General features: G+C 59.0%; 9 protein-coding genes and 1 pseudogene. 6 read left to right on the forward strand and 4 right to left on the reverse strand.

What is annotated here, in order from left to right; translation table 11 throughout:
* Window positions 1-75 precede the first annotated feature (75 nt).
* Window positions 76-1,122, forward strand: a complete 1,047-nt coding sequence (locus JMN37_RS10025; RefSeq protein ID WP_252932021.1) for an HNH endonuclease signature motif containing protein — start codon at window positions 76-78, stop codon at window positions 1,120-1,122.
* Window positions 1,123-1,140: 18 nt separating this feature from the next.
* Here the strand turns inward: JMN37_RS10025 and JMN37_RS10030 are convergent, their stop codons facing one another.
* From JMN37_RS10030 to JMN37_RS10040, 3 genes are read right to left on the reverse strand one after another with little or no spacing between them, the layout of a single operon-like run.
* Window positions 1,141-4,791: a putative Ig domain-containing protein gene (locus JMN37_RS10030; protein WP_252932023.1), complete on the reverse strand. Its 3,651-nt coding sequence runs from the start codon at window positions 4,789-4,791 to the stop codon at window positions 1,141-1,143.
* 31 nt (window positions 4,792-4,822) lie between these two features.
* Window positions 4,823-6,373: a phytoene desaturase family protein gene (gene crtI / locus JMN37_RS10035; protein ID WP_252932025.1), complete on the reverse strand. Its 1,551-nt coding sequence runs from the start codon at window positions 6,371-6,373 to the stop codon at window positions 4,823-4,825.
* Window positions 6,370-7,191 (reverse strand): phytoene/squalene synthase family protein, encoded by an 822-nt coding sequence (locus tag JMN37_RS10040; RefSeq protein WP_252932026.1) that lies wholly within the window; start codon window positions 7,189-7,191, stop codon window positions 6,370-6,372. The genes crtI and JMN37_RS10040 overlap by 4 nt, the downstream gene beginning before the upstream one ends.
* Window positions 7,192-7,459: 268 nt before the next feature.
* Between JMN37_RS10040 and nrdH the strand changes: the two genes are divergently transcribed.
* The 3 genes and pseudogenes from nrdH (at window position 7,460) to nrdE (ending at window position 10,499) form a co-directional block, all read left to right on the forward strand.
* Entirely contained in the window at window positions 7,460-7,687 is a 228-nt protein-coding gene (nrdH, locus tag JMN37_RS10045; protein WP_070361976.1) for a glutaredoxin-like protein NrdH, read from the forward strand.
* A 69-nt stretch (window positions 7,688-7,756) separates the two neighbouring features.
* A pseudogene (gene nrdI / locus JMN37_RS10050) lies at window positions 7,757-8,179 on the forward strand (class Ib ribonucleoside-diphosphate reductase assembly flavoprotein NrdI); the annotation flags it as partial.
* Between the two features lie 151 nt (window positions 8,180-8,330).
* Window positions 8,331-10,499 carry a class 1b ribonucleoside-diphosphate reductase subunit alpha gene (gene nrdE, locus JMN37_RS10055; RefSeq protein WP_070361978.1) on the forward strand — a complete coding sequence of 723 codons (2,169 nt, stop codon included), beginning with the start codon at window positions 8,331-8,333 and terminating at the stop codon, window positions 10,497-10,499.
* A gap of 24 nt (window positions 10,500-10,523) precedes the next feature.
* Here nrdE and JMN37_RS10060 read toward each other — a convergent pair whose 3' ends face one another.
* Complete coding sequence (locus JMN37_RS10060) at window positions 10,524-11,246, reverse strand: FadR/GntR family transcriptional regulator (protein ID WP_070975261.1); 723 nt, start codon at window positions 11,244-11,246, stop codon at window positions 10,524-10,526.
* Window positions 11,247-11,510: 264 nt separating this feature from the next.
* On the opposite strand from JMN37_RS10060, the gene nrdF reads away from it, so the two are divergent.
* Together nrdF and ctaD are read left to right on the forward strand one after the other, a co-directional pair.
* On the forward strand, window positions 11,511-12,500 hold the full coding sequence (nrdF, locus tag JMN37_RS10065; protein WP_070363445.1) for a class 1b ribonucleoside-diphosphate reductase subunit beta: 990 nt from the start codon (window positions 11,511-11,513) through the stop codon (window positions 12,498-12,500).
* 374 nt (window positions 12,501-12,874) lie between these two features.
* The gene (gene ctaD / locus JMN37_RS10070) at window positions 12,875-14,611 is read left to right on the forward strand and encodes an aa3-type cytochrome oxidase subunit I (protein ID WP_070361980.1); all 1,737 of its coding nucleotides are present in this window, start codon (window positions 12,875-12,877) and stop codon (window positions 14,609-14,611) included.
* Window positions 14,612-14,726 lie beyond the last annotated feature (115 nt).

Raw genomic sequence — 14,726 nt, forward strand, 5'->3', positions numbered from 1 at the left:
GAATTCGACACCCACAACCTCGCCGAAGCCTACGGGTGTGCCTCAACCGGGGCATGGCTTGCCAGAGTGTTAAAAATGAAACGCACCCGCGCCTACGAATACGCCGCCGTCGCACGCAAACTCACCGTCTTTCCCACCATCCTCGACGCGCTACGACAAGGAAGCATCGACTACACCAGTGTGCGATACATGCTCGACTACGCCACCGACACAAACCAACACGAACTCGTAGAGATAGCCGCCGAATCTGGCTACCAAGGCCTCGTATACGCCCTTGCAGGCGCAACCCCCACCAATAGGCAACCTCAGGATGCTGGTGAACACTGCGGGCTGACCATCCGTGAAGACGGCCAATACCTACGTGGCTGGTTTTGCATGAACGCTACCGACGGTGTGGCCTTTCAAGCAGCCCTGCGCGCAGGAGCGCACGCCTATGCGGATGACCACGCGATGGATGAGGCTGATGCGCAGATGATGCGCTCAACCTTCGGGCTGCCACCGGCACGATTAATGCTGCAATCACTCATGGGGTTGGTGCACATGGTGCGCACCGGGGCCGCCACACACGCCACGATGGCGCCGGCGGCACAGGTGATGGTGCATATGACATCAGATGGGCGAGCGTTTTTACCGAATCACATGGCCGCTCCTGCCGCACGGCTTGCCAATCTGGTAGATCATGCAGATTTGATGGGTGTGCTCTATGACGCCCAGGGGCAGGTGATCAAGTTTGGGCGCAAACGCAGGCTTGCAAGCCCGAAGCAGGTGCAGGTGTTGTTAGGGATGTGGGGGCATAAGTGCGCGGTGCCGGGGTGTGGGCATACCAGGTTCTTGCAGATGCATCATATTCGGGATTGGGCCGAAGGTGGTGCGACGGATATAGAAAATCTTGTGCCGTTGTGCTCGAGGTGTCATTCGTTGGTCACTGATGGGTTTATTCGGGTGGTCAAGCCTGGGCCTGTGTTGTATTTCCGGTTTGTAAGTGGTGAGCAGTGGGTGTGTGAGCCTGGCCGGGTGGGGTATCGCGATGATGCTGCCGAGATTGAGTTGGATGGGTGGGGTGTGGATTCGTTTGCGGATGAGATTGCACCGACGTGGGACTGGGACCGTCCCACAGTCTAAGCACGTCGGTGCATCTTCCTACGGCAGCATTGACTGAATCTGCTTCATCAGCTGAGGGTTCGTAGCGACGACGCCACCAACCAACGCGATGATACCCAGGATTACCAGTGCTGCGATTCCGCCTTTCGAGGAACCGGAGGCGCTGCCACCTTCTTCAGTTGGGGGCTCGGACTGCGTGCTAGCCGCCGGAGTTGTTTCGGACGGGGCTGTAGGCGTTGTTGCCTCGTCGGACGGCTTGGCTGGGACCGAAGTTTGACGCGGAGACTCGGCAGCTGGGGTCGTCCCCTTCGGCTTCTGCGGGGCTGACGTAGCTGACGTCGAGGGCACCGTCGTCTTAGATGGTCTTGCCGGGACCTTTGTTTGCGTTGACGGAGCTGCGGGAGCTGTCGTCTTGGCTGGGCGAGGCTTCGGCACTGAAAGGGTGATCGTCTCGGAAGCTTGATTGCCGGCTTCATCCGTGGCGGTGATGACTACACGGTGTGTGCCCGAATCTTTGGTCGAACCAACAATCCGGTTCCCTTTATGTCGCAGTCCGGCTGGCAGGCCGGTCACGGACAACGCGGTCTTGGTTGCGTCCTCGACTCGGATCGGCAGGTCGAACTTAGTTGCCGCAGGCGGGTTGTGGTCAACCAAGATGCGAGGCAAGACGGTGTCCACCACGCGGAATTCGATGACACCGTCTCCAGTATTTCCAGCCCTATCAGAAGCTGTGACAAAAGCTTGGAAGTATCCAAGCGATGAAGGAATACCGCTGATTGTGCGAGAGTTTTCGTCGAAGCGCAGGCCGTGAGGGAGGCCCGAAACGGTAACCCGCTTTAGTCCCACGCTGTCTGTTGCATTAACAACATACGAAAACGGTGAACCGACTTCGGACGAAAACTCAGCGTTTTGCACTGTTGGTGCAGTGGTGTCCTCCACAACCAGCTCGAGCTCCGACTCGGACGTGTTGCCGCTGGTGTCGGTAGCGCTGATGGTGACGGCGTGCGAGCCGACCGCGTCGGTGACGCCATCGATGACGCCGTTGGTGTCGTCATAAGACAGGCCTCGGGGCAGGCCGTCGACGCGCACACTGACTGGGGTTACGTCGTCAACGTCGACGCTGATGGAGTCATTGAATTCTGAATTGGCTTCCCAGCGAGCGTTGCTCCGCATGTTGATGGCTGGCTTCTTCGTGTCGCGCACCTCGAGCTGAACTGTTTCCGTTGCAGTATTGCCAGCGGCGTCCGTGGCGGTTACCTGAAGCTCGTGCGTTCCGACGGCGGTGGTCTGCCCGTAAATGTGTTCCTCATATGACGTGAGGTCATCAGGGAGTGCACTGACTGTCACAGTAAGGAAACTGTCGCTGTTATCAGTGACCGGAATCTTGTGGTCGGCGTACTCGCCAGCCTCCAGGACCAGCGCAGTGGTATCGATCACGGGCGGAGTGGCGTCGTTAATCTGGAAACTGATACTGCTCGATTTTTCGTTCCCACGTGCGTCGCGTGCCGTCACGGTTGCATCTTGTTCCCCTGGCTTCGTCGGCGTCCCTCGAACAGTGACGGTGGCGCGGAGCCGTGGTTCGTCGTACTGAATGTCCGCATACAGACCTTCTGGCAGGTCGGTTACCTCGACGGTCAGCTCGTTGTACTCGTCCGTGATGGTGAATTCGAAGGGTTCAATCTCGGCATCGGAGTCGAATTCTTTCTTTTCGACGTCCACAATCACGGGGGCGGTCTCGTCAGTTGCCTTCGCGTACTCGTAGAGAAGGTCTTCCTGCCAGCCCTCTGGAAGCTCAATCGGATTCGTCTCGAGAAGGCTCTGAACTTCAATGCCCTTCACATGGCCGTTCTCGTCGTAGTAGATCCCGGAAACAAGGCCGACAACGTTGTCGCCGATGGTGACCGGCGTGTTCACCTCCGGCTCAAAATCCCCGTAGGGGAGAAGCATGATCGCGTCGCCGACTGTGCCTGCCACCGTCAACGAACGCCAGTCGATGCTAGCCGTGTCACTAAGGTGTACCTGGCCGGTCGATAGGAGCGCTCCAGGAGCACCAGGGTTTTCGCCCAACCGTGTGCCATTTGGGGCCTGGATGTAGGGGAGCTGCGCATCATAGAAGCTACCGATTTCGGCCAGTGCCCAGTGCTTGGGCCACCCGTATGTCGTAGAAACTCCGCGCGCGCCGCCCGGCCCGGTGCACGCGGGACTGGTGTAGATCCGCTGGTGGACGTGATCGATGTATTTCGCTGTGCACTCCTGGTCGAGGAAGAGGTCGCGATCATTGTCGTCGAGCCCCACGGTGTCGCCTTGGTTGACCGCGACGGGGTTCTCGGCCTCGTCCTGTGCCTTTTGGTAAGCGTCCCCCTGTTGCATCGCGAGGCCCGAGTAGTTGACGTACTCGTCGCTAGTTGGAGTTTCTTCCCATCCGACAGCAATACCGTATTTGTGGGCTTGACCTTCTGGGACATCGTCACTCCCGGAGTTGACCCCGATAAAGTGTTTTTTGCCTTCGTCATCGACGATCCAGTTCGGCCCACCGGAATCTCCCTCATGCATCGGATTTTGTTGTGTGAGGAGGATGACGTTATTAATCACGCCCATGACGTAGTTCTCCATCACGTGGCCGGTTGTTTGACCGAAGCCGTACACCATCTGTCCGACGCGAAGCATCGACGGTAGGAGAACGCTGTCGGAGGAGTAGCGATTCTCCCCGAGCAATGCCGAGCGGTTTTCGGGGATATCGATATAGCCCCAGTCTTTGCTCATGGTGCTGTTGGTGAGACTTCCCTCGAAGTCGAACTCAGTCACCATCGTGCCCAGGTAATAGTTCCTTTTTTGTGTGTCGGTGAAGTAGAGAGGGCCGCCATCGCTGCAGTGACCAGCTAAGAAAATACGGCTGTTGGACTTATCGATGTATCCGACGGTGCAACGATGACCGTTGTTAAAAATCTTGTCACCTTGGTTAATCGTGCTTACTTCGCCCGGAGCATATGACAGCATGGATTCACGCTCGAGGAGTAACGCCACTTTGTTCGGTTCGCTTGTCGGAGGAACTTCTGGGTCTGCGAGGAGGACGAGTCCCTGTCTGTGGTCGTCGTTGTCAAAGACGTCCTCATACATCCCAAGGTAGTGGCCGCCGACTGAAACTGGGGCGCCATGTGTCAAATACGCATGGCTCGGAAGCGTAATCGCCAGGAAACCATCGGTGGTGTTCTCAATCGTTGCATCGTAGTCTTCCCGTGGGCCGTGAACGGTCACGGTATCCCCGGCCGAGAGGTACGAACCGAGAATTGGCTCAGCTGACTCACCGACTTGTGGAAGCAGCGAGTCCGGGATCGCGTAGGAAGCGAAGCGATTCAGGAAGAGATCTTTGTTGCGAGAAAAATCGGTCTGCCTGTCCTCGAAGTAGTGTATGGAGCCCTCGGAGTCGCGGTAGTACAAGAAATGCCCTTCGCCGCAAAGCGCATCGGTGTACACGCGCCCGTCGGCGATGTGGGCAACTTGGCAGATGTAATCGGAGCCATCCTCCGAGTACAGAAGTTTGTCCCGCTGTTCGAACAGCTCCTCATGCTGATCGGGCACCCACTGGCTCGTGGTCTGGGCTGTGGCGTCGGGCGGGGAAATGACAGTGGCGCTCATCGCGAAGGCTGTGAAAAGGGCGATAAGCGTCTTACCAGGTCGAAGGCTTCGCATGAATTAAATGTACAGAATCTTCACGAGCTTCTCACAGTTTTGGTATAGGAGATGCGTCACGAAGTCCGAGCATGCGCTTGACCACGTTCTCGGCAGAGATGAGGCACATGGGCACACCGACGCCAGGAACGGTGGTTTGCCCGGCGTAGTACAGGTTGTCCACTTTGGCGGAAATGTTGCGACCGCGGAAGAACGCGGATTGCCGCAGGGTATGTGCAGGCCCGATGGCGCCACCTGCGAAGGAGTAGTAGCGTCCGGCGAAGTCGGCGGGGCCGATAGTTCGCTTCACGACGACCCGTTCCCGCAGGTCAGCGACACCAGTGCGTGCGACGATGAGGTCCAGTGTCGCGTCAACGATGGCGGCGACGCGCGGGGACTCTGCAGCGCCGTACGCGTCCCCGTGACCGATCGACGGGTCGGCAGCAACGGGGATGAGCACGAATAGATTCTCGCATCCGGAAGGGGCGACGGTTGGGTCCGTGGCGGAGGGCTTGCACACGTAGATCGAGCGCGATGCGTCGCGCGAGCCGCTGCTGTCAGCAGGGAACACGGCGTCGAAGTCTTCGCCCCACTCCTCGGAGAAGAACAGCGTGTGGTGAAGCAGTTCCGGCAGCGCACCGCGCACACCAATGAGCGCGAGTACGCAGCTCACACCTGGGTTGTGGTGCTTAAAGTGCGCCTCGGAATAGGTGCGAGCAGACGCGGGGAGCAACGAAGTCTCGGTGTGGTGCAGGTCTCCGGCGGCGACGACGACGTCGGCGGGTAGGAAGCGTTCTCCGCTGTCGCTGAGCACGTGGATGCCGGTGGTGGAGCCGTCGATAACTTCGATGCTGGTGGCCTCGTGCTCAAGCAGGATTTCGACGCCGTGCGCGCGGGCGAGCCGCTCGAGCGCGGTGACGATGCCGCTGAATCCGCCTTGTGGGTAGCGCACGCCGAGAGTCAGGTCGGTGTGGCTCATCAGGTGGTACAGGCTCGGGGTGTCGCGCGGCTGTGAGGACAGGAACACCGCCGGGTACTGCAGGATCTGGCGCAGGCGCGGGTCGCGGAAACGCTTGTCCACGTAGCGCTGCAGCGGCTGGAGCAGCAACACCGCGAGGGTGAATGCGCGGGAGACGACGTCGCGGTGCAGGAACGGCCGCAGCGAACTGAACGTGGTGTAGAGGAAGCGGTCGAGCGCGATGTTGTAGACATCGGCGGCGCTGGCGAGGTAGTCGCGCAGCACGTCGCCCGCGCCGGGCTCGAGGGATTCGAAGAGGTCGGCGACGGCGTCGGTACCGAAGGGAACGTCGAGAAGCGGGTGGTGTTCGGGGTAGATGCGGTAGCCGGGGTCGAGCAGCTGGAGGTCGAGTTCGGCCGCGGTGGAGGTGCCCATGAGCTCGAAGAAGTGGTCGTAGGCCTCGGGCATGAGGTACCAGGAGGGGCCGGTCTCGAAGCGGAAGCCGTCGATGCGCAACTCGTCCGCGCGCCCGCCGAGGTGTCCATTTTTTTCGACGACCACCACCGCCGCACCTCGCTTCGCCAGCAGGCACGCTGTTGCCAGGCCTGCGATTCCCCCGCCGATGATGACAACGCGCTCCGTCACTGCAGCCTCCTTCCCGTCGCCGCTGTCCGCGCGATGATCGCTGCTTTCCGCGGCGCGGACACCCGGACTCGTTGGGTGAGGATGGCTTCTGGTGGCGTGTCCGCGAGCAAGTCGGTGAGCGCTTCGAACAGGTTCGCCGCTACCGCGACGGCGACACCGCAGCGCTTGGGCAGCGCGGGGATGGCGGACCACGCGGCGTCGAAGTCGTGGCGGATGTCCGCGATGATCGCGTCTCGGCCGGCCTTGGTTAGCGGGTAAGAAGCTTGCGGGAAGTAGTTACGGGCGAGCCGGTTGGTGTCGTCGGCGTAGTCGCGCAGGAAGTTCACCTTCTGAAACGCGGCCCCCAGCGCCCGCGCACCTTCCTGCAGCTTGCTGTACTCGGCCTGGGGAGGGCGTCGGCCCCCGAAGAAGACATCCACGCACAGCAAACCGATGACCTCGGCGGAGCCGTAGATGTATCGCTCGACGGACTCCTCCGTGTGCGCCTCGCCGGTTACGTCGTGGCGCATCGAGGTGAAGAACGCAGCGAGGTGGGCGTCATCGAAGTTGCAGCGGCGAGCGGTATCGGCGAAGGCGTGCAGGATCGGGTCGGTGTGGAACGTGGTTGCTGTGGCGCTGCGGACGCGCTGCTCGTAGTCCTTGAGGGCTGCCGCGCGCTCGGGGGAGGGGGTGGCGCCGTCCACAATTTCGTCGGCGATGCGCACCACCGCGTAGAGGTTGCGGATGTCGGTTCGCTGCGGCTCGGGAAGTAGTCGCGTGGCGGCGCCGAAGCTCGTCGAATAGCTGCCAATGACCTCGCTCGCGGCGCGCCGTGCCATGTGGCTGTAGCGTTGCTGCGGGCTGGGGTGGGAGCGAAACATTGGTGGGCTTTCAGGTCATCGGAAGTGATTTTTCATAGTCTAGGCTACATGTGGACCCGCGGTGGGAGCCGTGCTGGGAATACCACGCGTGTAACTACTATATGTAGTATCACTTGCAGAAATATCACCCAAGGTATAGTGTCTTCTCTTGTAGCGCCGATCAAGACGGCGCGGGGAAAACTCCCGAAATAGTCTTCATTTTATGTAGAGAGAGAGCCCACAGGTTATGTCTATTACCGTTTACACCAAGCCGGCGTGCATGCAGTGCAAAGCAACTACCAAAGCACTCGAAAAAGCAGGGCTGGAGTACGACCTCGTAGATATCTCCGTCGACGACGAAGCGCGTGACTACGTCCTCGCGCTCGGCTACCTCCAGGCACCAGTCGTTGAGGTAAACGGCGAGCACTGGTCTGGGTTCCGCCCGGAGCGCATCCGTGGCCTGGCTGCGGCTTAACTCTTCCGACGTCTCACGCCGCTAGTGTTTTACACATTGGCGGCTCTTTTTATGTAGAGGGCATCCAACATGTTGATCGTGTACTTCTCGTCGTTGACAGAGACGACGAAGCGGTTCGTCGATAAGGTGAGGCTTCCGGCACAGCGTATTCCGTTGCGGCGCACGGACCCAGCACCAATTATCGACGAGCCCTACGTCCTCATCTGCCCGACCTATGGCGGGGGCGTATCGATGACGCACGTGAACACCAAACCTGTCCCGCCGCAGGTCATCAAGTTTTTGAATGACGAACACAACCGCAGCTATATCCGTGGCGTCATCGCGTCTGGCAACTCCAACTTTGGCACGGACTACGGCCTGGCTGGTGACGTAATATCGGAGAAGTGCAACGTCCCGTACCTTTTCCGCTTTGAGCTGCTGGGTACTGATGACGACGTGCTTCGCGTGCGCAACCAGCTGATCGAGCACGCCGACCGCCTCGGTTTGCTGCCGCTGACCCCCGAGCAGGAAGACGCGCTAGAGTCGGTTGGGCAGCTGCCGGGGCAGGAAAACGCACAACGCTTAGCGCAACTGCGCGAGAAATATACAAATAAATACCGTAACGCCGATCGTTAATCAACGCTGAACCATCAAGAGGATATCTGTGTCTACGAACCCTATTCATGGCAAGAATGTGCCGGAGCCAGTCAACGAGGCTGACAAGCTGGACTACCACACGCTCAACGCGCTACTGAACCTGTACGACGAAAACGGCCAGATCCAGTTCGATAAGGACCGCGAGGCTGCGAATCAGTTCTTCCTGCAGCACGTGAACCAGAACACGGTGTACTTCCACGACCTCGAAGAGAAGATGAAGTACCTGGTGGACAACAAGTACTACGAGCCCGAGGTTATTGAGGCATATGACTGGGAGTTCGTGAAGGACACGTTCAAGCGTGCGTATGCCTTTAAGTTCCGCTTCAAGTCCTTCCTGGGCGCGTACAAGTACTACACCTCCTACACGCTGAAGACATTCGACGGTCGCCGTTACCTCGAGCGCTTCGAGGACCGCGTGGCGATGACCGCGCTCTTCCTCGCTGACGGCAGGGAAGAGGTAGCATCCGCACTGGTCGACGAGATCATGACGGGCCGCTTCCAGCCAGCGACGCCGACATTCCTCAACGCAGGCAAGGCGCAGCGCGGCGAGCTCGTGTCTTGCTTCCTGCTGCGCATCGAGGACAATATGGAGTCCATCGGCCGTGCGATTAACTCCTCGTTGCAGCTGTCGAAGCGCGGCGGCGGCGTAGCGTTGCTGCTGTCGAACATTCGTGAGGCCGGCGCGCCCATTAAGCACATCGAGAACCAGTCGTCTGGTGTGATTCCAGTGATGAAGCTGCTGGAGGACTCCTTCTCCTACGCAAACCAGCTCGGCGCACGCCAGGGCGCAGGTGCTGTGTATCTCAACGCGCACCACCCTGACATCATGAAGTTCCTGGACACCAAGCGCGAAAACGCTGACGAGAAGATTCGTATTAAAACGCTCTCGCTGGGCGTCGTCGTCCCAGACATCACCTTTGAGCTGGCGAAGCGTAACGACGACATGTACCTGTTCTCGCCGTACGACGTCGAGCGCGTCTACGGCGTTCCGTTCGCCGACATCTCCGTCACCGAGAAGTACGAAGAGATGGTGGAAGACCCGCGCATCCACAAGTCGAAGATTAATGCGCGTCAGTTCTTCCAGACGCTGGCGGAGATCCAGTTCGAGTCCGGCTACCCGTACATCATGTTCGAGGACACCGCGAACCGAGCGAACCCGGTCAAGACTGGCCGCATTAACATGTCCAACTTGTGCTCCGAGATCCTGCAGGTCAATTCCCCGTCGGAGCTCAACGCTGACCTGACGTACGCGAAGGTCGGCCACGATATTTCCTGCAACCTTGGCTCCTTGAACATTGCGATGGCGATGGATTCCGACGACTTCTCCCGCACCGTCGAGACCGCAATCCGCGGTCTTACGGCGGTGGCGGACAAGACGTCGATTGACTCGGTGCCGTCGATCCGTGAGGGTAACGACGCCTCCCACGCCATCGGCCTGGGCCAGATGAACCTGCACGGATTCCTTGGCCGCGAGCACATCCACTACGGCTCAGAGGAAGGCCTCGACTTCACGAACGCCTACTTCGCGGCCGTGATGTACGAGTGCATCAAGGCATCGCACAAGATCGCAGTGGAGACGGGCAAGAAGTTCGAAGACTTCGAGCGCTCCGAGTACGCCACCGGCGAGTTCTTCGACCGCTACAACCCGGAGGATTTCCAGCCGAAGACGGAGAAGGTCAAGGCGCTGTTCGAAAAGTCGACGATTGCAGTGCCGACGGCCGAAGAATGGGCAGCACTGAAAGAAGCGGTCGCTCGCGACGGCATCTACAACCGCTACCTGCAGGCAATCCCGCCGACCGGCTCGATTTCTTACATCAACAACTCAACCTCCTCGATCCACCCGATCGCGTCGAAGATTGAGATCCGTAAGGAAGGCAAGATCGGTCGCGTCTACTACCCGGCGCCTCACCTGAACAACGACAACACCGAGTACTTCGACGACGCCTACGAGATCGGCTTCGAGAAGATCGTCGACACCTACGCTGTCGCTACGAAATACGTCGACCAGGGCCTGTCGCTGACCCTGTTCTTCAAGGACACGGTGACGACGCGCGACCTGAACCGCGCGCAGATCTACGCATGGCGCAAGGGAATTAAGTCCCTGTACTACATCCGCCTGCGCCAGATGGCCCTGGAGGGCACAGAGATCGAGGGCTGCGTATCCTGCATGCTGTAAGCGCTGGTTGAGAACAGTGCTGGCTTAGAACTCGACGAAGCCGTCCACTCCGCGCAGAAGGCTCCAGGATGCGTTTTCTGCTCCTGTTGAGTCGCCGGATTGGATGGCTTCTGCCACTTTCAGGTGGTATGCCATTGCATCAAGGTGTGGGTCGTTCGGCATGATGCCGTAGCGGGTGCGCCCTTCAAGCACGTACAGAATGGGAAGGGTGAGGGTGCTAAACATCTCGTTGCCGGAGCACTCCAATATTAAGGTGTGAAAACGTTTATCCGCCTCGAGGAACGCGTCCGTGTTGCCCTGTCCAGCTTCGGAGAGCTCCATGAGCTGTTCGGCGAGCGCCTTGAGTTCCTGTGCTTGTTCCTTCGTTGCGTTCGTCGCTGCGAGCGCTGCTGCGACCGGCTCGACTGCCTTGCGCAACTGGTCGAGTGACACGATCTGCTTCGCTCGGTGCGCTTCGCTGCTGAGACGCCAACGGATCACCGCCTGATCAAAGACAGCCCAGTGTTCTTCCGGCAGCACCTTAATGCCGACTCTGCGAGAGGAGCTCACAAGCCCGAGCTGCTCCAGCGCGCGCATTGCCTCACGCGCGACTGTGCGCGAAATCCCAAACCGGCTGGAAAGATCCTGGAGCGTAAAGCGCTCTCCCGGCGCCATTGTCCCCGATACAATCTCGCCCCCAAGCTCGTCGAGCACCTTGGTCAGAAGAGGTCCTTCGGCGGATTCGGCAGGATCGAGGGTGAGAGGCATGCTATTCATCCTTTTTCTCGTATCGGAGAGTTTGAATTGAGACTATTAATCAGCATAACCCCGGCTGTGAACTACAACGCAACGAGTCGGGCATGGGCGGGGGTAGGAGGGGGTGAATCGCAAGGAAAGAGCGCTGTAGGGGACTGGTCGCGTTCGGCGAAAGTCAAAGTCGGCTGTCCGGAATGCACCCCCGCTAATTGACCGCCGCGCGGACAATCGCAACCGGCGCCGCTGCGTAGAGACGCTTGCGCTAAGATGGGCGCCATGACTGAAGAGTATCTTGGCTACCTGCAGGCCCATAAGGAGCCGATGAAGGCGATTAACTGGAACGAAATCCCTGATGAGAAGGACCTTGAGGTGTGGGACCGCCTCACGGGTAACTTCTGGCTGCCGGAGAAGATTCCTGTTTCGAATGACATTCCGAGCTGGAACACGCTGACTGATGATGAGCAGCTTTCCACGATGCGCGTGTTTGCGAACCTGACGCTGCTGGATACGTTGCAGGGCACCGTCGGTGCGGTATCGCTGCTGCCGGATGCGAAGACGCTGCACGAAGAGGCCGTCTATACGAACATTGCGTTCATGGAGTCCGTCCACGCCAAGTCCTACTCGAACATTTTCATGACGCTGGCGTCCACCCCGCAGATTAATGAGGCGTTCCGCTGGACAGAAGAAAACAAAGAGGTGCAGCGCAAGGCTAAGATTGTAGAGTCCTACTACCGTGGCGACGACCCAATGAAGAAGAAGGTCGCCTCCGTCATGCTGGAGTCCTTCCTCTTCTACTCGGGCTTCTACCTGCCTTTGAACTGGGCGGTGCACTCGAAGCTGACGAACACCGCGGACATTATCCGCCTGATCATCCGCGATGAGGCCGTGCATGGTTACTACATTGGTTACAAGTATCAGGTTGGTCTGCGCGACGAGTCCCCGGAGCGCCAGGAGGAGCTCAAGGAGTACGCCTTCGATATTCTCTACGACCTGTACGAGAACGAGATTCAGTACACGGAAGATATCTACGATCCGCTGGGCTGGACCGAGGACGTGAAGCGTTTCCTGCGCTACAACGCGAACAAGGCCCTCAATAACCTGGGCTACGAGGGGCTTTTTCCGGTCGATGAGGCTCGCGTTTCGCCGGCGATCCTGGCGTCGCTATCGCCAAACGCGGATGAGAATCACGACTTCTTCTCTGGCTCGGGTTCCTCGTACGTCATTGGCAAGGCCGAGGAGACCGAGGACGATGACTGGGACTTCTAACCCAGTCAGCTGAGTGCTTTTCGACGCCACTTCGTGCCACCGCAGCAGTTTGCGGTGGCACGTTTTTCGTTTCCGGACGTAAACATGCCCAAACTTTGGGTTGATACTAAACGGGGGACGTGTGTGGGGGAGTTTCGAAACGTTGCGAGCGTACTGGCTTGTGCTATGCGTTTGGTGGCTGCTGTGACTGTTGGTGTTTCGGCAGGTAGCTCATGGTGGCTGTTGTCAGGCCTTGGCTGAGGTGCGAGGTGGATATTGGGGGGAGGCCAAGAAAGGCTGGCAAATGTATGGGCGCGTCACTTAAGATGATGCGGTATCACAATTAGCTTTCGTGTACCCGTTTTGTGTGCGAAAGTTACAGTCAGGAGGAACGAATGACCGCTGTGGCGCCAAGGCTGGAGACAAAAGTCCAGTCGACACGTCCGGAGCCAACTGGCAATGGCCGGATTGGCTCTCAGATTTATAAGCAGCTAACCACGACAGACCACAAAGAGCTGGGCATCATGTACATCATCATGTCCTTCATCTGGTTCTTCGTTGGTGGCTTGATGGCTCTGCTGATCCGTGCTGAGTTGTTCAGCCCGGGCCTGCAGTTCCTGTCCAACGAGCAGTTCAACCAGCTGTTTACCATGCACGGCACCGTGATGCTGCTTGCGTTCGGTACGCCAGTTGTGTGGGGCTTCGCTAACTATGTCCTGCCGCTGCAGATCGGCGCGCCGGATGTGGCGTTCCCACGTCTGAACGCGTTCGGCTTCTGGATTACGTCCGTCGGTGTTTTCGCGATGCTGGCTGGGTTCTTGACCCCGGGTGGTGCGGCTGACTTCGGCTGGACCATGTACATGCCGCTTGCTGACGCAACGCACACCCCATCCGTATCCGCGAACCTGTGGATCGTCGGTGTGGGCGCAACCGGTATCGGTACCGTCGCATCCGCGATCAACATGCTGACCACCGTGCTCACCATGCGTGCGCCAGGCATGACGATGTTCCGTATGCCAGCGTTCACCTGGACCGTGTTCGTCACCTCGATCATCGCGCTGATGATCTTCCCGCTGCTGCTCGCTGCTGCACTGGGCGTGCTGTACGACCGCCTGCTGGGCGGCCACATCTACGACACTGCAAACGGTGGCGCAATCCTGTGGCAGCACCTGTTCTGGTTCTTCGGACACCCTGAGGTGTACGTCCTGGCGTTGCCGTTCTTCGGTATCATCTCCGAGATCATCCCGGTCTTCTCCCGTAAGCCAATGTTTGGCTACATCGGCCTGATCTTTGCAACGCTCGCGATTGCTGGCCTGTCGATGGCTGTGTGGGCGCACCACATGTTTGCAACCGGTGCCGTCCTGCTTCCGTTCTTCTCCTTCATGACCTTCCTGATTTCCGTCCCAACCGGCGTGAAGTTCTTCAACTGGGTGGGCACGATGTGGAACGGACACATCACCTTCGAGACCCCGATGCTGTGGGCGATGGGCTTCCTGTTCACGTTCCTCTTCGGTGGTCTGACCGGTATTATGCTGGCTTCGCCACCGCTGGACTTCCAGCTGCATGACTCCTACTTCGTGGTTGCGCACTTCCACTACACCCTGTTCGGTACCGTGGTGTTCTCCGCAATCGCTGGTGTCTACTTCTGGTTCCCGAAGATGACCGGCCGCATGCTGGACGAGCGCCTGGGCAAGATCCACTTCTGGTTCACGTTCATCGGCTTCAACATGACCTTCCTGGTCCAGCACTGGCTGGGCAACATGGGCATGCCACGCCGCTACGCTGACTACCTGGATACCGACGGCTTCACGCTGCTGAACCAGATCTCCACGGTCGGTTCCTTCATCCTGGGCATCGGTATGCTGCCGTTCATCTGGAACGTCATCAAGTCCTGGCGTTACGGCGAGATTGTCACCGTGGATGACCCATGGGGCTACGGCAACTCGCTCGAGTGGGCAACCTCCTGCCCGCCACCGCGCCACAACTTCACCGCGCTGCCACGTATCCGCTCCGAGCGTCCTGCGTTCGAGCTGCACTACCCGCACATGGTGGAGCAGCTGCGCCGCGAGGCTCACAGCAACCACAAGGCTGATACCCCAGCAACGTGGAAGGGCACGAACTCCGGGAAGTAACCAGATGGTGAACCCCTCATCCTGACAGATCACACCCCTCATCGGTTCTCCGATGAGGGGTTTTGTGTTGTCAAAAGGTGCTACCCTCATCACAGTCAGCCAGTAACACGAAGGA

The organism is Corynebacterium lipophilum, from assembly GCF_024102595.1.
GTDB lineage: Bacteria > Actinomycetota > Actinomycetes > Mycobacteriales > Mycobacteriaceae > Corynebacterium > Corynebacterium pseudogenitalium.